At 63.1% G+C, this 17184-nt stretch carries 13 protein-coding genes, 1 tRNA gene and 1 pseudogene; 9 read left to right on the top strand and 6 right to left on the bottom strand.

Annotated elements, in window-relative coordinates; all coding sequences use genetic code 11:
• Window positions 1-407 precede the first annotated feature (407 nt).
• On the top strand, window positions 408-1238 hold the full coding sequence (locus I6L38_RS10595; protein WP_201881158.1) for a MetQ/NlpA family ABC transporter substrate-binding protein: 831 nt from the start codon (window positions 408-410) through the stop codon (window positions 1236-1238).
• 70 nt (window positions 1239-1308) lie between these two features.
• Here the strand turns inward: I6L38_RS10595 and I6L38_RS10590 are convergent, their stop codons facing one another.
• A complete protein-coding gene (locus I6L38_RS10590) occupies window positions 1309-2055 on the bottom strand; it encodes a phosphatase PAP2 family protein (RefSeq protein ID WP_254204204.1) in 747 nt (248 codons plus the stop codon).
• Window positions 2056-2370: 315 nt separating this feature from the next.
• Here I6L38_RS10590 and I6L38_RS10585 point away from each other — a divergent pair, with 315 nt between their 5' ends.
• The 7 genes from I6L38_RS10585 (at window position 2371) to dedD (ending at window position 11221) form a co-directional block, all read left to right on the top strand.
• Window positions 2371-3501, top strand: a complete 1131-nt coding sequence (locus I6L38_RS10585; protein ID WP_216989539.1) for a 4-phosphoerythronate dehydrogenase — start codon at window positions 2371-2373, stop codon at window positions 3499-3501.
• A 140-nt stretch (window positions 3502-3641) separates the two neighbouring features.
• The gene (locus I6L38_RS10580; RefSeq protein WP_054544574.1) at window positions 3642-4658 is read left to right on the top strand and encodes an aspartate-semialdehyde dehydrogenase; all 1017 of its coding nucleotides are present in this window, start codon (window positions 3642-3644) and stop codon (window positions 4656-4658) included.
• Between the two features lie 273 nt (window positions 4659-4931).
• The gene (locus I6L38_RS10575; protein WP_216989538.1) at window positions 4932-7127 is read left to right on the top strand and encodes a FimV/HubP family polar landmark protein; all 2196 of its coding nucleotides are present in this window, start codon (window positions 4932-4934) and stop codon (window positions 7125-7127) included.
• 164 nt (window positions 7128-7291) lie between these two features.
• Window positions 7292-8101, top strand: a complete 810-nt coding sequence (gene truA / locus I6L38_RS10570) for a tRNA pseudouridine(38-40) synthase TruA (protein ID WP_029300144.1) — start codon at window positions 7292-7294, stop codon at window positions 8099-8101.
• Between the two features lie 119 nt (window positions 8102-8220).
• Window positions 8221-9084 carry an acetyl-CoA carboxylase, carboxyltransferase subunit beta gene (gene accD / locus I6L38_RS10565; RefSeq protein WP_011706493.1) on the top strand — a complete coding sequence of 288 codons (864 nt, stop codon included), beginning with the start codon at window positions 8221-8223 and terminating at the stop codon, window positions 9082-9084.
• A 2-nt stretch (window positions 9085-9086) separates the two neighbouring features.
• Window positions 9087-10346 carry a bifunctional tetrahydrofolate synthase/dihydrofolate synthase gene (gene folC, locus I6L38_RS10560; RefSeq protein WP_216989537.1) on the top strand — a complete coding sequence of 420 codons (1260 nt, stop codon included), beginning with the start codon at window positions 9087-9089 and terminating at the stop codon, window positions 10344-10346.
• Between the two features lie 74 nt (window positions 10347-10420).
• On the top strand, window positions 10421-11221 hold the full coding sequence (gene dedD / locus I6L38_RS10555) for a cell division protein DedD (RefSeq protein WP_216989536.1): 801 nt from the start codon (window positions 10421-10423) through the stop codon (window positions 11219-11221).
• A gap of 56 nt (window positions 11222-11277) precedes the next feature.
• On the opposite strand, the gene I6L38_RS10550 is transcribed toward dedD, so the two are convergent.
• From I6L38_RS10550 to I6L38_RS10540, 3 genes are all read right to left on the bottom strand, one after another.
• The gene (locus I6L38_RS10550) at window positions 11278-11622 is read right to left on the bottom strand and encodes a TusE/DsrC/DsvC family sulfur relay protein (protein WP_017407983.1); all 345 of its coding nucleotides are present in this window, start codon (window positions 11620-11622) and stop codon (window positions 11278-11280) included.
• 20 nt (window positions 11623-11642) lie between these two features.
• Entirely contained in the window at window positions 11643-13796 is a 2154-nt protein-coding gene (gene yccS / locus I6L38_RS10545) for a YccS family putative transporter (RefSeq protein WP_194758722.1), read from the bottom strand.
• 163 nt (window positions 13797-13959) lie between these two features.
• Entirely contained in the window at window positions 13960-14616 is a 657-nt protein-coding gene (locus tag I6L38_RS10540) for a Bax inhibitor-1/YccA family protein (RefSeq protein ID WP_016351136.1), read from the bottom strand.
• A 183-nt stretch (window positions 14617-14799) separates the two neighbouring features.
• On the opposite strand from I6L38_RS10540, the gene I6L38_RS10535 reads away from it, so the two are divergent.
• Window positions 14800-14887 (top strand) — tRNA-Ser (locus I6L38_RS10535).
• A 70-nt stretch (window positions 14888-14957) separates the two neighbouring features.
• Here I6L38_RS10535 and I6L38_RS10530 read toward each other — a convergent pair.
• Both I6L38_RS10530 and I6L38_RS10525 read right to left on the bottom strand, forming a co-directional pair.
• Window positions 14958-16172, bottom strand: a complete 1215-nt coding sequence (locus I6L38_RS10530; protein WP_216989535.1) for an MFS transporter — start codon at window positions 16170-16172, stop codon at window positions 14958-14960.
• Window positions 16173-16255: 83 nt separating this feature from the next.
• Window positions 16256-17031 (bottom strand): annotated as a pseudogene (locus tag I6L38_RS10525) (hypothetical protein).
• Window positions 17032-17184: the final 153 nt, after the last annotated feature.

Genomic DNA, 17184 nt, shown 5'->3' with positions numbered 1-17184 from the left:
AACTGCGCCGCAGTCTGTGCTATGTATGGAATATTCTTGGCCTGCAAAATGAGAGCATTGAGTGCCAGATATGTGTCCACAGCAGTTCCTTTGCTGGTTGAATAACAAGGTCCATCACACGCAACAGCCATCAAGTGACCACGATAAGCCAGCTATGGCCGATTAGGGGAGAGGGCAAAAGCAATAACTGTGTGGTTTATCAAATATTTCTTGTTTGGGTACCCAGCAAGGTTGAAAGCCGGGGTTAGCAAGCATCCGACAAACCTTGCCCGGTTTTGTTGCTTGGCGAAGAGAAACGGCTCTGTTATGGTGTGTTTAATTAGCCGTTTGGATGGCTAGATGGTTGTGGTGGTTCAAGCACGACTCTGCCATCGCGCCAGCCGTTGAGATGTTTACAGGGAGTTTTTATGCAGCGTCGTTCCTTCTTTGCTCTTTCCGCCCTGGCCCTGCTGGCCGGAACCCTGCCATTGGCCACGCTGGCCGCCGATCCGGCCAAACAGGCGATCGTCATCGGCACTACTGTGGGGGATTTTGCCGACATGGTGACCGACTCCATCAAGCCCCAGCTCGAAGCCAAGGGCTACCAGGTCAAACTGGTGGAGTTCACCGATTATGTGACCCCCAATATCGCGCTGGCCGACGGCTCGCTCGATGTGAACTGCTTCCAGCACAAGCCCTATCTGGAGAGCTTTGCCAAGGATCGGGGGCTGTCGCTCGCCCCCATTACCCAGGTACCGACCGGCCCCATGGGGCTCTATGCCGGCAAGCTGGGAGATCTGAAGGCGGTGCAGGAGGGGAGCACGGTGGCCATACCGAACGACCCCACCAATCAGGCGCGGGCGCTGCTGATGCTGCAGGATCTGGGCTGGCTGACCCTCAAGGAGGGGATAAATCCCCTCAAGGCGAGCGAGTTCGACGTGGTGCAAAACCCGCACAACCTCAAGCTGGTGCTGCTGGAGGCGGCCCAGCTGCCCCGCTCGCGCGAAGACGTAGACTTCTCGGTCATCAACGGCAATTTTGCCGCCTCAAGCGGCATTCCCTTCAGCTCAGGCCTGTTCCTTGAGCGCAGCTACGACTTCATCAACTGGGTGGTGGTAAAAAGTGCCGATGCGGACAAGCCCTTCGCCAAAGATGTGGCAGAGGCCTACAACTCGGCCGCCTTCAAGGCCTATGCCGCCAAGCGCTTCGTCGGCTACAAGTACCCGCAGGGGTGGCAGGGCGCGAGCGCCAGCAACTGAGCCACCACGGCAGAGAGCAGAGAACAAAAACGGGCACCCGCAGGTGCCCGTTTTTTTGTCGCACGCATTGTTAGTAACGGCGTAGCCACCAGCGCACCGCGAACAGCGAGGTGAGGCTGCCGAGCAGGGCGCTCGCCAGCACATCCAGTGGCCAGTGCATGCCGATCAGCATGCGCGACAGGCCGACACCGATGGCCCACAGCGGCAGCAACCAGGCGCCGGCTGGGGCGCGCGCCAGCCAGATCAGGCCGAAGAACTGGGCCAGGCTCATGGCGGCGATGCTGTGGCCGGAGGGGAAGGCGTAGTTCACCTCCGCCTGCCAGTGGTTGGCGAGCCACTCGGGCAGCGCCAGCAGCTGGCTGGCCGCATGGACCTGTTCGCTGCGCACCTCCACCTTGCCGGCGTAGAACTGCTGGATGGCGGGGATCAGGTTCTGGCTCTCCAGCCAGAGCAGATAGGGGCGGGGCTCCTCGGTCAGATGCTTGATCAGGCTCTTGATGAGCCAGTCGCCGGCCAGCACGGCAAACAGGGCGGCGCCGAGGGCCAGCAGTGCCGGCAGGCTGAGCGTCAGCTTGTGTCGGGTCAGCAGCAGCAGGGCCAGGATGCTGACGCCGATGCCGGGCACATCCACCATGCGGGTGAGGGCGTAGGGCCACCAGAGCCAGTCCGAGTGCAGAGCCTGGCTCATGAACGGTTGCCAGGGCAGGCAGGCCAGCAGGAGCAGCGGCAGGATCAGGGCGGCACTGAAACACAGCACCTGGCGGCGCGGCAGGGAAGAGGCGTGAGTCGGCATAACGGGGCTCGGCAAGGTGCCCATTCCTGGGCAGAAAAAAAAGAGGCGTCATTGTGCCAGCCCAACCCGGTCGGTCAAGTCGCGCCCCGCTCCCTGTAACACGGGGTTACAAATGAGTGTGGTGATGGTCTGATTGTTGACCAAGGTCCGCTGATGGCGGGGCGGTCAGCAGATATTGCCCGGGCAGGGCGCTTCATCGGGTGCAGATGAGGCAATCGCGCACCCACCCCGGCAGAAAGTCGCGGCGACGGCCGCGTATGGGTGAATAAGCATCTGAAACTTCGGTCTGTTTGGGCTAGAATGGCGCGCTTGTGGCCGCTAGCGAAGTGAGAGAGCCCGATGAAGATCGTCGTTGATGAAAATATGCCCCACGCCCGTGAGTTGTTTGCCGAGTTTGGTGAGGTCATCCCGCTGCCCGGCAGGCAGATGCAGGCGGCGGATCTGCAAGAGGCCGACGTGCTGCTGGTGCGCTCCGTCACCCGGGTGGACGCTGCCCTCTTGGCCAGCTGCCCGCGGCTGAGCTTCGTCGGCACCGCCACCATAGGCACCGATCATGTGGACAAGGCGCTGCTGGCCGAGCGAGGCATTCCCTTCTTCAGTGCCCCCGGCTGCAACAAATATTCGGTCGGCGACTATGTGCTCTCCGCCCTGCTGGTGCTGGCCGAGCGCCATGAGCTCAACTTGAGCGAGATGAGCCTCGCGGTCATCGGCGCCGGCAACACCGGCGAGTGCGTGGCAGGCAAGGCCGAGGCCCTCGGCATGCGGGTGCTGCGCTGCGATCCGCCCCGGGCCCGCGCCGCCGAGGCCAACGAGGCGGTGCAGTTTGTCGATTACCCGCAGGCCCTTGAGGCCGACATCGTCAGCTTCCACGTTCCCATTACCCGTCAGGGGCCGGATGCCACCTTCCATCTGCTGGATGCGGCGCAGATTGCCGCCCGCCCGGCCGGGCAGATCCTCATCAACGCCTCCCGCGGTGAGGTGTGGGACAACCAGGCCTTGCTGGCGCGCCAGCAGAGCCAGGCGCCGCTGCGACTGGTGATGGACGTGTGGGAAGGGGAGCCGGAGCCGCTACAGGCCCTGGTGCCCCATACCGAGCTGGCGACCCCGCACATTGCAGGTTACAGCCTGGAGGGCAAGGCGCGCGGCACCTGGATGCTCTATGAGGCGCTCTGCCGCCAGCTGGGGCGCACGCCGCGCCAGGATCTGCAGAGTCTGCTGCCCATCCCCGAGGTGCGCGAGGTGACGCCGGGCCAGCCGGCGGATCAGGCATTGATCAAGCAACTGGTCCACCTTATTTATGACGTGCGCCGTGATGACGCCCGTTTTCGCAACCGGCTCGGTGTGGCGGGCAGCTTCGATGAGCAGCGCAAAGATTATCCTGAGCGGCGCGAGCTCTCGGCCCTGCAGCTGAAGGGGCCGTTTGCGAGCGATGCCCTGGCCCGGCTCGGGTTTGTCTGCCAGCCCGGCTGAGCGCTCTACATACTTGAAGGGGGGGAGCCTTGTCCCGCCCATACCCGGTCTGGCTGACGCCAGACCCGCTATCAGGCAGGTCCGCCTGCCAGCGGTGATGCCAGCGCGCGTCACCGGCACCATCATAGGAGAGAACAGCAGTGAGTCAGCAATTCAACGTAGCGGTATTGGGCGCCAGCGGCGCCGTGGGCGAGGCGATGATCGAGATCCTGGAAGAGCGTGCCTTCCCGATCGCCACCCTCTATCCGCTGGCCTCCAGCCGCAGCGCCGGCGACACGGTGCGTTTTGCCGGCAAGAACGTCGAGATCCTGGATGTGGAGGAGTTTGACTGGAGCCAGGTGCAGATCGCCCTCTTCTCCGCCGGGGCCGAGGTCTCTGCCAAGTGGGCGCCGATTGCCGCCGAGCACGGCTGCATCGTCATCGACAACACCTCCTGCTTCCGTTACGACGAAGAGATCCCCCTGGTCATTCCGGAAGTGAACCCGGACGCCCTGGCCGATTTTCGCAATCGCAACATCATCGCCAACCCCAACTGCTCCACCATCCAGATGCTGGTGGCACTGAAGCCTTTGCACGATGAGGTGGGTATCGCTCGCATCAACGTGGCGACCTATCAGTCCGTCTCCGGCTCCGGCAAGGAGGGGGTGAGCGAGCTGGCCGGCCAGACCGCCCATCTGCTCAACGGTCGTCCGGTGGAGCCCAGCCTCTACCCGCAGCAGATCGCCTTCAACCTCATTCCGCAGATCGACAGCTTCACCGACAACGGCTACACCCGGGAAGAGATGAAGATGGTGTGGGAGACCCAGAAGATCCTGGGGGATGCCAGCATCGCCGTGAACCCCACCTGCGTGCGAGTGCCGGTGTTCTACGGCCATGCCGAGGCGGTCCACGTCGAGCTGCATCAGCCGCTCGACGCCGAGCAGGTGAAAGAGCTGCTGCGCCAGGCGCCGGGCGTCACCCTGTTTGACGACGAGCATGACTATCCGACCCCGGTGCGCGACGCAACCGGCAAGGATGAGGTACAGGTGGGCCGGGTTCGCCAGGATATTTCTCACCCCTGCGGTATAAATATGTGGATCGTGGCCGATAACGTTCGTAAGGGCGCCGCGACCAACAGCGTGCAGATTGCCGAACTGCTGGTGCGCGATTACCTCTGATCGGCGAGTCCATGGGTCTGGCGGGGAGGGATGCCCGCCAGAGATGGCACTGCCGAGCGCGAGGCAGATGTGACCGGGGGCGCACAGTGCGACTTCTGGAATGTTTCGCGATATCAACTGATTAAGTTTTTTCCTACACTCAGGGGCAAGTTGGGTGCTAAATGTGTCGGACTGCTGGCTTGCAACCTGAGCCTGATTTATATTGAACCGACTGTTTTGGGGTAACTATCCAGATTTTTCAATGTGATAGGGCCGTCATACGAAGGAACGAATATGGGACATTCCCGCATAACATTGGCAACGCTACTCGCATTGGGTCTGCTGGGCATGGCCCAGGCCGAAGACTCGACGCGGGAGCCCTTTTTTGTTGAGCTCAAAGGCCCGGACGAGCCGGCTCCGCCCGCCGTCAATTCCCAGCCGCTGGCACAACCCGTCGCCACTCCCAGCGCCACGCCCCAGCCCAGCCGAGCGACGGCCCAGCCGATCGTGCGGCAGGTCGCGAGCAATGCCGGCAGTTATGGTCCCATTCGTCCCACCGACACCCTCTGGAGCCTGGCGAGCAAGTACCGCCCCTCCAACAGTGTCAGCGTCTACCAGACCATGGTGGCGATCTACGAGAAGAATCCCCGCAGTTTCGCTGACGGCAACATCAACCACATTCTGGTAGGCTCGCGCATCCTGCTGCCCACCGCCGCCGAGGCCAGCGTCATCACGGATGCCGAGGCCCGCGCCAAATTCCGCAGTGACAACGCCAGCTGGAAAGGGCTGAGCCCGAAATACCTGGCCAACAAGCATGTTCAACCTGCCAAACCGGTGGCCACCAAGCCGGCCCAGCCCAAGGCGACCTCCACCAAGGCAGCCGAGCCGACCAAGCCCGAGGTTGCCAAGGTAGCGCCCGCCAAGGCGGCGCCCATTCCGGCTCCGGCACCCAAGGTGGAGGCGCCCCAGCCGGCCACCGAGGTCAAGGAGGTCGCCAAGGCCCCCGAGCCGGTCGCGAGCCAGGCCGCGGCAACCAGTGCCGCCACCGCCAGTGCACCGGCCCCGCTGCCGGCCGACCTCGACAAGCCGGTCGGCAAGCCCTCCACCGAGATGGCGTTGGCGCTGGAAGATGCCAATGCCCAGCTCGGTCAGGTCACCGAGATGAACCACAGGCTCAAGCTGCGACTGCAGTCGCTGACCGAAGAGGTGGAAACCCTCAAGGCCCAGCTGCAGGATCAGACCGCCCTGCAAAAAGAGATCGCCGAGCTCAAGGCCAAGCCGGTTCCGCCGGCGGCGCCGGCCCCCGAGCCCAAGCAGAACTGGCTGATGGACCTGCTCTCCTCGCCGCTCAACCTCGCCATGATCATCTTGTTGCCGGTGCTGCTGGTGCTGGCGCTGGTGACTCTGTGGCTGCGGGCTCGTGCTCGCCGCGAGCTGGAAGAGCAGGAGAAGAGCCTATCCGAATCCACCGCCATGGTGATGGATCAGGAGAGCAGCGAGTTTGACGAGCTGATGACGGTCGGCATAGCCGACGAGGAGCCGATGCGGCCGACACCGGATCTCAATACGCCGGATGGCTACATGGCGGTGGAAGAGCCCGCCGCGCCGGCCGATCTGGTGTTCAGCGATGATGGCGAGATGGATCTGGCCAGCTTCGATGCCGAGCCGGCACCAGCCGCCAAGGCCGCCATCCGGGATCCGGATCTGGTGCCCGATCTGGATCTGGCCCATGACGATCCCATCACCCTCGACACCGAGCCGGATCTCGATCTCGCCAGCGAGTTCAATCCCAAGCCCAAGGCTGACAACGAGGTCATGAGTGAAGAGGAGCTGCAGGCTGCCCTGTTCGCCGAGCTGGATGCGGATCTGGAGGCCGACCTGACGCTGGATGGCGCCGATGACGGCCAGCCGGACGCCGAGGCGGTGGTGAGCGATGAGGATCTCGCCTCCTTCGATCTGAGCGACTTTGAGACCGCCTTTGCCGAGCCGGGGGCCGACCAGGCTGCCGCTGCCGGTGCCGACGAGATGCTGGCTGAGCTGGGGCTGGAGCCCGAGCCGGTCAAAGGTAAGAAAGAGGCAGAACCGGATTGGGATCCCAACGAGATGGCCCTCTCCGATTTTGAGGATGCCTTCGCCGAAGTGGAGCCCCATCAGGGCGAGGTCAAGCCGCGCGAGCAGGCCCAGGAGAGCGGTTATGTCGAGATCGACAAGTTGCTGGCCGAGGCCGATGCCACCACCACGGAGCAGGAACCCTATCAGGGCTTCTCGCTGGATGTGGGGCTGGATGGCTTCCCCGAGGTGCTGCCGGAGTCCACCGGATTTGACGTGGATGCCGACGATGGCGGAGTGGGGGCCAAGCTGGATCTGGCGCGCGCCTACCTCGAGATCGACGACAAGGACAGCGCCCGCGAGCTGCTGCAGGAGGCGGCGGAGCAGGGCACCGAGCATCAGCGGGCCGAGGCCGAGAAGCTGCTCAAGCGCCTTGGCTAGGTAGCCACAGCACCATGATGACAGCAGGGGCAGCCGACGAGCTGCCCCTTCTTTTTGGCGCCTGGTCTGGCCTGGGCGCTGCGATTTGGGATTTTTGAGGCGAGATGGGTATAATCCGCCCCATTTCTTTCACCGCATCCTTTCATCAGAAGACAAGTTTATCCATGCGAATTGCCCTAGGTATTGAATACGACGGCAGCCGGTATTTCGGCTGGCAGCGTCAGCGCGAAGTGATCAGCGTACAGGAGGAGCTGGAGAAGGCCCTCAGCCGGATCGCCAATCACCCCGTCTCCATCCAGTGTGCAGGACGCACCGATGCCGGCGTCCACGCCACCGGCCAAGTGATCCACTTCGATACCGATGCGAACCGCGCCGAAGGGGCCTGGACCCTGGGCCTCAACTCCAACCTGCCGCCGGACATCGCCGTGCGCTGGGTCAAGCAGGTGGACGAGGGGTTTCATGCCCGCTTCAGCGCCACCGCCCGTCGCTACCGCTACGTCATCTACAACCACAACTACCGGCCGGCCATCCTCGGCAGTGGCGTCAGTCACTACCACGAAACCATCGATGCCGATCTGATGCACCAGGCGGGCCAGAGCCTGCTCGGGGAGCACGACTTCAGCACCTTCCGGGCCGTCGCCTGCCAGTCCAACACCCCGTGGCGCAATGTGACGCACCTCTGTGTCAGCCGCTCCGGCCCCTACATCGTGCTCGACATCAAGGCCAACGCCTTCCTGCACCACATGGTGCGCAACATCACCGGCTCCCTGCTGCTGGTGGGGCAGGGGCTCCAGCCGGTGGAGTGGATTGCCGAGGTGCTGGCAGCCCGGGATCGCAACCTGGCGGGCCCGACCGCCAAGGCGGGGGGACTCTATCTGGTGGACGTGGATTACCCGGCGGAGCTGGGGTTGCCGCGGATGCCGCTGGGCCCGTTGTGGCTGCCGGACTCGGCACCGGGTACGACCAGTTTTTAGTAACTGGCCCCGAAAATTTGTGGTTTAATGATCCGTCATTTATTGCCATCGAGCTATTAAGTCATTGAACAATCTAGGCTCGATGCGTTTTGTCAGGCACAAAAGCATTAAGGAATTCCATGAGCTGGCTTGAGAAGATCCTTCCCAAGAGCAAGATCACTACACCTCGTCGTCACAACATTCCGGAAGGGGTGTGGACCAAGTGCAGTGCTTGTGAACAGGTGCTCTACCGGGCAGAGTTGGAGCGCAATCTCGAAGTGTGCCCCAAGTGTGATCATCATATGCGCATCAGCGCCCGTGCCCGTCTCGAGAGTTTTCTCGACGAGCAGGGCCGCACCGAGATCGGTGCCGAGCTGGAGCCGCAGGATGTCTTGAAATTCAAGGATTCCAAGCGCTACAAGGATCGTTTGTCTGCCGCCCAGAAAGAGACGGGAGAAAAAGATGCGCTGGTGGTGATGAAGGGGACCCTCAAGGGGGTGCCGGTTGTCGCCTGTTCATTCGAGTTCTCCTTCATCGGTGGCTCCATGTCCTCCGTGGTCGGTGCCCGTTTCGTGCGCGCCGTCGAGGAGAGCATCAAGGAAGGTCGCGGTCTGGTCTGTTTCTCCACCTCGGGTGGTGCCCGCATGCAGGAGGCGCTGTTCTCCCTGATGCAGATGGCCAAGACCAGTGCGGCGCTGGACCGTCTGTCCAAAGCCGGCTTGCCCTATATCTCCGTGCTGACCGACCCCACCATGGGTGGCGTCTCCGCCAGTCTGGCCATGCTGGGTGATATCAACGTGGGCGAGCCCAAGGCACTGATCGGCTTTGCCGGTCCGCGCGTCATCGAGCAGACCGTGCGCGAGAAGCTGCCGGAAGGCTTCCAGCGCTCCGAGTTCCTGCTGGAGAAGGGCGCCATCGACCTCATCATCGATCGCCGCGAGATGCGCAACCGTCTGGCCAGCCTGCTCGCCAAAATGCTGAATACTCACGTCATCGAAGAGTGAAGATGAGTTCCAACATGCAACAATCCCAAAGCCGGTCGCTGGTCGACTGGCTTTCTTATTTGGAGCAGATCCACCCGGTCAACATAGACATGGGGCTGGATCGGGTCGGCGCCGTGGCCCGCCGCATGGGCTTAACCCACCTGCCGTTCAAGGTGATCACGGTGGCGGGCACCAACGGCAAGGGCTCCAGCTGTGCCATGGCGGCCAGCATACTGACGGAAGCCGGCTACCAGGTCGGCGTCTACTCCTCTCCCCATCTGCTGCGCTTTACCGAGCGGGTGCGGATCAACGGGGCCGAACTGGCCGACAGCGATCACTGCATCGCCTTTGCCGAGGTGGAAGCGGCCCGCGGCGAGATTGCCCTTACCTTCTTCGAGTTCGCCACCCTGGCGGGCTTGTGGCTGTTCCGCCGCGCCGTGCCCGATGTGCTGCTGCTGGAAGTGGGGCTGGGCGGTCGGCTGGATGCCACCAATGTGGTGGAATCCGATGTCGCCATGATCACCTCCATTGCGCTCGATCACTGCGACTGGCTGGGGGATACCCGCGAGGCGGTGGCGGTGGAGAAGGCGGGGGTGTATCGCGCCGGCAAACCCGCCATCAGCGGTGAGCCCAATCCGCCCGTCACCATCGCCAGCGAGGCGGCGCGCCTCGGTGCCTGCCTGCGTCAGGTCGGCATTGATTTTCGTGGCGATGAGCACGCCACCGGCTGGGATTATCACGGCCTTCATCAGTGGCGCGACCTACCCAAACCGGCCCTGCCGCTGATGAACGCGGTCACCGTGCTGGCGGCGCTGGAGTCCCTCGGCCTGCCGCTGCCGGAAGAGGCTATTCGGCAAGGGCTGGCCAATGCCCGGCTGGCGGGGCGGATGCAGCAACTGCAAAGTGCGCCGCTGGTCATCGTCGATGTGGCCCACAACCCCCATTCTGCCGCCTATCTGGCAGCCCAGCTGCGCAAGATGCCCTGCACCGGCGTGCGCCGCGCCGTGGTCGGCATGCTCAAGGACAAGGACATGGCGGGGTCGCTCGCCGAGCTTGATGGTCTCATCGGTGAATGGTATCTGGCCAGTTTGACCGGCCCGCGGGCGGCGAGTGCGGCCCAGCTGGCGGCCGCCCTTGGCAGCGAGCGGGGGCCGGCGACCACCTTTGACAGCGTGGGGCAGGCCTATGCTGCTGCGTTGGCCGCATCGAGTCCTGATGATATGGTCATTGTGTTTGGTTCGTTTTACACTGTTGCCGACATTCTGGCGGGTGTCGCCGTCTAGGCCACACCCCGGCTCCCCGGCCCTCTGGCGGGGAGCCGAATCGCATATTGAGTTACGTAAAGGTAGGATTCAACTTGGCCTCTAAGTTTCAAAACCGTCTGGTGGGCACCGTCATCCTGGTGGCCCTGGTTGTCATTTTTCTGCCGGATTTGATGGACGGCCACAAGCTGGAGCAGAAGGAAGAGGCGTTTGCCAAGATCCCGCTGCGCCCGGAACTGGAGCCCGCCAAGCCCGCCTTGCAGGTATCGGCCGCCAGCACCCTGCCGGCGGAACACCTGGCCAGCCAGCAGCAGGCCTCTGCTGCCCAGCAGTGGCAGGTGGAAGAGGTATCTGAGCCGGTAACCCTGGGGGCCAAGCAGGGCCAGCCGCCGGTGCAACAACCGGCCGCCAAGCCGGTGACCCAGCCCGTCACTCCGCCTGTGGTCAAGCCCCAGCCCAAGCCTGAGGTGATCGCCAAGAAACCGGTGGAGCAGCCCAAGCCCAAGGTGGTGCCGCCCAAGCCGGTCGAAGTGCAAAAACCGGTTGAGAACAAGCCACAGGCGGGCCAGATCAAGTCGATGGACGATCTCATCGCCAGCAAGATGGGGCAACCGACCGCGACAACAGCCCCGGCTCCTGCCGCTGCTGCACCGGCCCAGGGCAGCTGGATCCTGCAGCTCGGCGCCTTCAAGAACGTCGACAGCGTCAATGCGCTGGTGGGCAAGCTGCGGGCTGCGGGCTACTCGGCGCACACCTCGCCGCGTACGCCTGTCCAGGGTCAGCTCAACCGGGTCTTCATCGGGCCGGATGTCTCCAAGGCCAAGCTGCAGGGCATGCAGAGCCGCATCGGCCAGATGACCGGCTTGAGTGGTTCCGTGGTGGCTTACAACCCTTAAGAGGGTCGACAAGGTAAAAAAATACCGCGCTGCATCTTGGATGGGCGCGGTATTTTTTAGATGCATTTCACCGGTTTGGGCAGGCCGCCAATCTTGGTGGCCTGCTTGGCGGGGCCTTCCGGGAACAGCTTGTAGAGGTAGCGGCTGTTGCCCTTCTCGGGGCCGTACTGCTTCTCCATTGCCTTGACCAGGGCGCGGATGGCGGGGGAGGTGTTGAACTCCAGATAGAAGGCGCGCACAAAGCGCACCACTTCCCAGTGCGGCTCCTCCAGCACGATACCTTCCTGCTCGGCCAGTACCAGCGCCAGCGCCTCGCTCCAGTCGTTGCTGTTGAGCAGATAACCCTTGGCATCGGTGTCGATGAGTTGGCCGTTGAATTCCAGCTGGTGATGCTCGGACATGGTGGGCTCCTTGTGGCCTGTCAGGATTGGGCGGGCATGGTAGCGCCTTGTTCCCGGGTGAGCAACCGGCTCTCGTTGGCCAGGGTGAGCAACTCATCGGCCAGCTGGCTGATGAGGTTGAGCTGCTGGGTCAGCATCAGCTGCTCCTCGCTGCTGTCGGGGGTGATGACCGGGCACTGCCCCTCGATCTGCTCCGGCATCTCTCCCGCCAGATGGCCGGCAGCCCGCTCCAGGGTGTGGCTCAGGTGACGGCTGATCTCGTCCAGCTCGCCGATGGCCTCCAGCTTGTCGCGATGGGCTCCCAGCGCCGAGATGTAGGAGAGCAGGGCGTGGTTGCGCCAGGTGAGGGTGAAGCAGAGGTCGAGAAAACGGCGACGCTTCTGCGGCTCCACCAGCATGCTCTGCCAGGCCATGGCCAGCTCGCTGTCCGCCAGATGGGCGCTCTTGCGCGCCACCCGGTAGTCGATGGACTCATCCCGCTGCTGCTGCAGGCTGGCGAGCACCGCCGAGAGGTAGCGGGCGTTGGCCGAGAGCGAGTTGGCGATCAGGGTTGGCAGCCGCTTGTACTGCCAGTCCGGCCACAGCCAAGCCACCAGGGCGTAGGAGAGCAGGCAGCCGAGGAAGGTATCGAGCATGCGCGGCCCCAGGATGGCGAAACCGATACCGTCCAGCAGGTTGAATGCCATCAACACGTAGAGGGTGATGAAGCAGACCGCGGCGCTGTAGTTGCTGCGCACCTGGGTGAAAAAGAGGAAGGCGGCCAGCCCCATCACCACCAGTTGTACGTGCAATTCGGGGAACAGCCAGAGCACCGGGATCCCCACCAGCAGGCCGGCGAAGGTGCCGAGCATGCGCTGCACCAGCCGGCGGCGGGTGGCGCTGTAGCTCGGCTGACAGACGAACAGCACGGTCAGCAGGATCCAGTAGCCCTTGTCCAGGTGGAACGCCTGCAGGATGCCATAGCCCACCACCAGCCCGAGCGACAGCCGCAGGGCATGGCGAAACACCATGGAGTTGGGGGTGAGATGCTGTTTGAGCTGGGTCAGCAACGGCAGGCGGGCAGGGCGGGCCAGGGGGGGCAGGTTCTGCGGCGCCTGCTCGGGATTTTGCAGCTCCTCGGCGCTTTGCAGCAGCTGGTTGATGCTGGCCAGATTGCGGCGCAGGAACTTCATCGGCGTCAGCAGGGTTTTCGGGTAGTGCTGCTTGAGGTGGGTGAACTCCAGCTGATCGCCGAGGGCCTCCAGCGTCCAGTGGATGCGCTTGTTGTGGGCATAGGGCTTGTGCACCAGGATGGCGTAGCCGAGCCGCTGACACGCCTCGGAGAGCTGCAGGAACACCTCCTGAAAGCCGTCAAGCACGATGCCCTGTTTAAGCTCGGCCTCCAGCTTGCTGTAGGGGTAGTGGCTGGAAGTGGCCCGCTCGTGGATCTCCAGAGCCAGCAGGTAGAGGCGCAGCAGGCTGGCCAGCTCGGGGGAGGCCCGGTGACGGGTGCTGAGGCGGGCGTTGAGTGCCGACTTGGTGAGCGTCAGGGCGTTGACCAGGTTGATGTTGAGCTGGGCCAGGTTGTGACGAATGGCCTGGGCGCCGTGCTCGTCGGCCGGGAAGAAGCGGGATTTTTCCAGTAGATAGCGGGAGAGGGCAAAGTAACTCTGGGCCAGCTGCTCGTGCAGGGTCTTGTAGGGCAGCAGCCAGAGCCAGATCAGCGACACCAGGCCATACCAGAGTGCCCCGGCGCCGAGGGCCAGCGGCTGATAGAAGAGATCCGGTGCCTTGGCGGCCCCCAGCATGGTGTAGATGGCGATGAGCAGGGAGCCGAAGCTGATGGTGGCGTAGCGCTGACCGAGCGCCCCCACCATCACGAAGATAAAGGTGGAACCTGCCAGTCCCAGGGCAAACAGCCAGGGTGTGGGGAAGAGGTACTGCACGCACAGGGAGGCAAACAGGAAGCAGAGCAGGGTCATGGCGAGGTTCTTGACCCGGCCCCACAGACTGTCGTCGGTCTCGGCGATGGCACCGGCCACCACTCCAAGGGAGAGCAGCACGGTGAGCTGGATGTCGCCGGTCGCCAGAGTGAAGGCAAGCAGCCCCATGATGGCCAGCAGTACCTTGAGGGCGAAATAGATATGACTGTCAGTCAGCAAACGGCGCAACAGGCCAGAGAAATCCGTGGGCATGGGAGAACGCAACCCTTGAGCGAAACGAAAACCAGAGCATAACCGGTCAACAACGAAACGGCCCTGATTTGGATCAGGGCCACTTCGCTTCATATCCTTGATTTACAACTTATCCTGACAGAAACAGGCGCCAATAAAAACCCCGCCGAAGCGGGGTGTTTGATTAGTTGCGGTTGCCGCCAAGCAGACTCAGCAGGCTCAGGAAGATGTTGTAGATGGAGACGTACAGGGTGACGGTGGCGGAGATATAGTTGGTCTCGCCGCCGCGCACGATCTGCTGGGTGGTCAGCAGGATGGCGCCGGAGGAGAACAGCATGAACATGGCGGACAGGGCCAGGCTCAGGGCGCTCATCTGCAGGAAGATGTTGGCGATCATGGCCACCAGCAGGACCCAGAAACCGACGAACAGCATGCCGCCGATGAAGGAGAGGTCACGCTTGGTGGTCAGGGCATAGGCCGACAGACCGAAGAAGGTGAGCGCGGTGCCGCCGAGCGCGGTCATCACGATCTCGCCGCCGCCGTTGTTCATGTACATGTTGATGATGGGGCCCAGGCTGTAGCCCAGCAGACCGGTCAGGGCGAAGGTGAACACCAGCCCCATGCCGTTTTCGCGATTCTTCTCGGTTAGGAACATCAGACCGTAGACGCCGATGAGGAAGATGGCCCAGTGCAGGGGCGGCATGTTCATCACGGTGGCTACCCCGGCCACCACGGCAGAGAAGCCAAGAGTGAGGGAGAGCAGCATATAGGTGTTGCGCAGTACCTTGTTGGTATCGCGCGCGGCACTCTGGGTGCCGGTATAGATAGAACGGGTATCCATCTTGGGTGTCCTCTTGATTTCCGGGGTGAAGCGGCAATCCGCCTCGTTAACGCATTGTATGCACTGAATGTCGGGATGACGAGCGCTGATTTCAAGCCCCACCCCAGCCTGTTTCCCCCTACTATCCCAAATCAAATATGTATTGCATATGAACAAGGGGCTGACGTAGTATGCACGCCGTTCGGAGGGGTGGCAGAGCGGCTGAATGCACCGGTCTTGAAAACCGGCGATGGGCGACCATCCGTGGGTTCAAATCCCACCTCCTCCGCCATCTTCAGAAAAAGCCCCCGGCAACCTAGTTGCCGGGGGCTTTTTGCTATCCGGACGCCGGTGTTTTCGGATCATGGCGTCGTGGTGGATGGCGGCGGCTGGTATTTGCTGAGTATCAGCAGGGTGAGCAGGCAGCAGGTGGCGCCGGCGTAGAAGGTGAAGGCGGGGCCCAGATTGTCCCACAGCAGGCCGGCCAGCAGGCTGGCCAGCAACATGGCGAGGCCGCAGACGAGGTTGAAGAAGCCAAACGCGCTGCCGCGCAGATCCGCCGGGGCCGTGGCGGCCACCATGGCGGCCAGCAGCCCCTGGGTCATTCCCATGTGAATACCCCACAGTATCACCCCTGCCAGCAGCACGCCCCAGTGGGTGCTGGCCGCCAGCACCAGATCGGCGGCAATCAGCACCAGCAACCCCCAGATCAGCAGGGTGCGGTGACTCATGCGATCCGAGAGGCGGCCGAACGGGTAGGCGCTGAGGGCATAGATCAGATTCATCGCCACCATGACCAGCGGTACCAGTGCCAGCGCCATGCCGCTTTGCTGGGCACGCAGCACCAGAAAGGCTTCGCTGAAGCGGGCCAGGGTAAACAGGGCGCCGATCAGCAGCACCCAGCGATAGGGTTTACCCAGCCGGCGCAGGCTGTCGCGTCGCAGGGGGTTGTGGCGCTCGCGCCGGTCGCTCTCTTTGGGTTCCCGCAGGCCGATGGCGAGCAGGGTGACCGAGGCCAGCCCAGGAATGACCGCCAGCCAGAAGATGGCGCGAAAATCATCGTGCCAGAGCAGCATCAATCCCACGGCAAGCAGTGGCCCCAGCAGGGCGCCGACCGTGTCGAGGGACTGGCGCAGGCCAAAGGCGGCGCCGCGCAGCTCAAGGGGAGTGAGGTCGGCCACCAGCGCATCGCGGGGGGCGCCCCGAATGCCTTTGCCGATTCTGTCCAGCAGGCGGGCGGTCAGTATCAACCCGCTGCCAGTGGCGATGGCGAACAGCGGCTTGGTCAGGGCTCCCAGCCCGTAACCGAGCAAAGCCAGCCCCTTTCGTCTCCCCAGATAGTCGCTCAAGGTGCCGGAGAAGACCTTGACCATCAGTGCCGTGGCCTCCGCCATCCCTTCGATGAGCCCGATGGTGAGGGTGCTGCTGCCAAGCACGGTCACCATGAAGAGGGGTAGCAGGCTGTGGATCATTTCAGAAGAGATGTCCATCAGCAGGCTGACAAAACCCAGCACCCAGACGCCACCCGGGATCCGGCCGGCGGGTTGGGGAGCGGGGGGACTGCTTGTCGTGGTCATGGGGTTCTCCTGCCTTGCATCGATTCACCCAGAGCATAGCCAGCCCGGCGACCCAGAGGCGGCCGGGCTGGCTTGCTGCGTGATTACTGTTCAATATCGAGTTCAGCCCGAACCGGTTGCCGGTTGCGCAGGGTCGAGATGAGCACCAGGGTGGCGATGGCGGCCAGCAGGGCAAAGGAGGCGGAGTAACGGCTCAGTTCAAGCCAGCCCTTGCTGAGTGGCTTGTCCAGAAAATCTCCCACCACGGCGCCAAGGGGCCTGGTCAGGATGAAGGCGGCCCAGAACAGCAGGGTGCGCGATACCCGGGTCAGGTAGTAGGCGGCAATGATGGCGGCCAACATGCCGCCAAACAGCAGGGTGCTGCCCGCATAGCCAAAGCCGGCCTCGTCTGCGGTCCAGTCGCCCAGTGCGGTGCCCAGGGTCTGGGAGAACATGATGGTGACCCAGTAGAACAGCTCGGTGCGCGGGGTGGTAATGCTGCCGGTGGAGATGCTGCCCTGCAGCCGATACCAGAGCAGGAAGGAGCCCATCAGCAAAGCCAGCAGCAGGGTGGAACCACCGGCATAGCCCAGCCCGAGCGATCGGCAAAGTCCGCTAAGGTGGTGCCGACCGTGGTGGTGGCGATGATGGTGGTCCAGTAAAGGAGGGGGTTATAGGAGGTCGCAGCGATCTGCGCGCTGACCGACACGAAAAAGATCACGGCAAAGATGGCCGTGCTCACCAGATAACCGAGTTCCATCGACATGGAGACGGCGTCACCCCCCGTCTCCCCCAGGGTGGTCGCCAGAATCTTGATGACCCAGAACGCCAGGGTGATCTCTGGCACCTTGCTGATTGCTGCGCTGTTGCTGTTGTGCATGTTAACCCTCTCTCGCATCTGTCGTGTGACGAGGACTCGTCAGGGAACAGCCTCGCCGAGCAGTCTTAAACAAAACTTAAGGACGAGCGGTCGTCTGAGAAAGAGTGGTGCGAGCGCCAGGCGGGGAGATGAATCGTATGTGTGTGGCTGTTT

The organism is Aeromonas sp. FDAARGOS 1408 (genome assembly GCF_019048665.1).
Classification (GTDB): Bacteria; Pseudomonadota; Gammaproteobacteria; order Enterobacterales; family Aeromonadaceae; genus Aeromonas; species Aeromonas dhakensis.
Note: the sequence above shows the minus strand (reverse complement) of the source record. Positions and strands in the feature narration are given on the sequence as shown.

Excerpts from the sequence above, each read along its gene's own strand:
- I6L38_RS10590 (WP_254204204.1), bottom strand. The coding sequence starts at position 2,055 with ATGGGCACCTTGCCGAGCCCCGTTATGCCGACTCACGCCTCTTCCCTG.
- folC (WP_216989537.1), top strand. The coding sequence starts at position 9,087 with ATGAGTTCCAACATGCAACAATCCCAAAGCCGGTCGCTGGTCGACTGG.
- accD (WP_011706493.1), top strand. The coding sequence starts at position 8,221 with ATGAGCTGGCTTGAGAAGATCCTTCCCAAGAGCAAGATCACTACACCT.
- I6L38_RS10550 (WP_017407983.1), bottom strand. The coding sequence starts at position 11,622 with ATGTCCGAGCATCACCAGCTGGAATTCAACGGCCAACTCATCGACACC.
- I6L38_RS10595 (WP_201881158.1), top strand. The coding sequence starts at position 408 with ATGCAGCGTCGTTCCTTCTTTGCTCTTTCCGCCCTGGCCCTGCTGGCC.
- truA (WP_029300144.1), top strand. The coding sequence starts at position 7,292 with ATGCGAATTGCCCTAGGTATTGAATACGACGGCAGCCGGTATTTCGGC.
- I6L38_RS10540 (WP_016351136.1), bottom strand. The coding sequence starts at position 14,616 with ATGGATACCCGTTCTATCTATACCGGCACCCAGAGTGCCGCGCGCGAT.
- I6L38_RS10585 (WP_216989539.1), top strand. The coding sequence starts at position 2,371 with ATGAAGATCGTCGTTGATGAAAATATGCCCCACGCCCGTGAGTTGTTT.
- yccS (WP_194758722.1), bottom strand. The coding sequence starts at position 13,796 with ATGCCCACGGATTTCTCTGGCCTGTTGCGCCGTTTGCTGACTGACAGT.
- I6L38_RS10575 (WP_216989538.1), top strand. The coding sequence starts at position 4,932 with ATGGGACATTCCCGCATAACATTGGCAACGCTACTCGCATTGGGTCTG.
- I6L38_RS10530 (WP_216989535.1), bottom strand. The coding sequence starts at position 16,172 with ATGACCACGACAAGCAGTCCCCCCGCTCCCCAACCCGCCGGCCGGATC.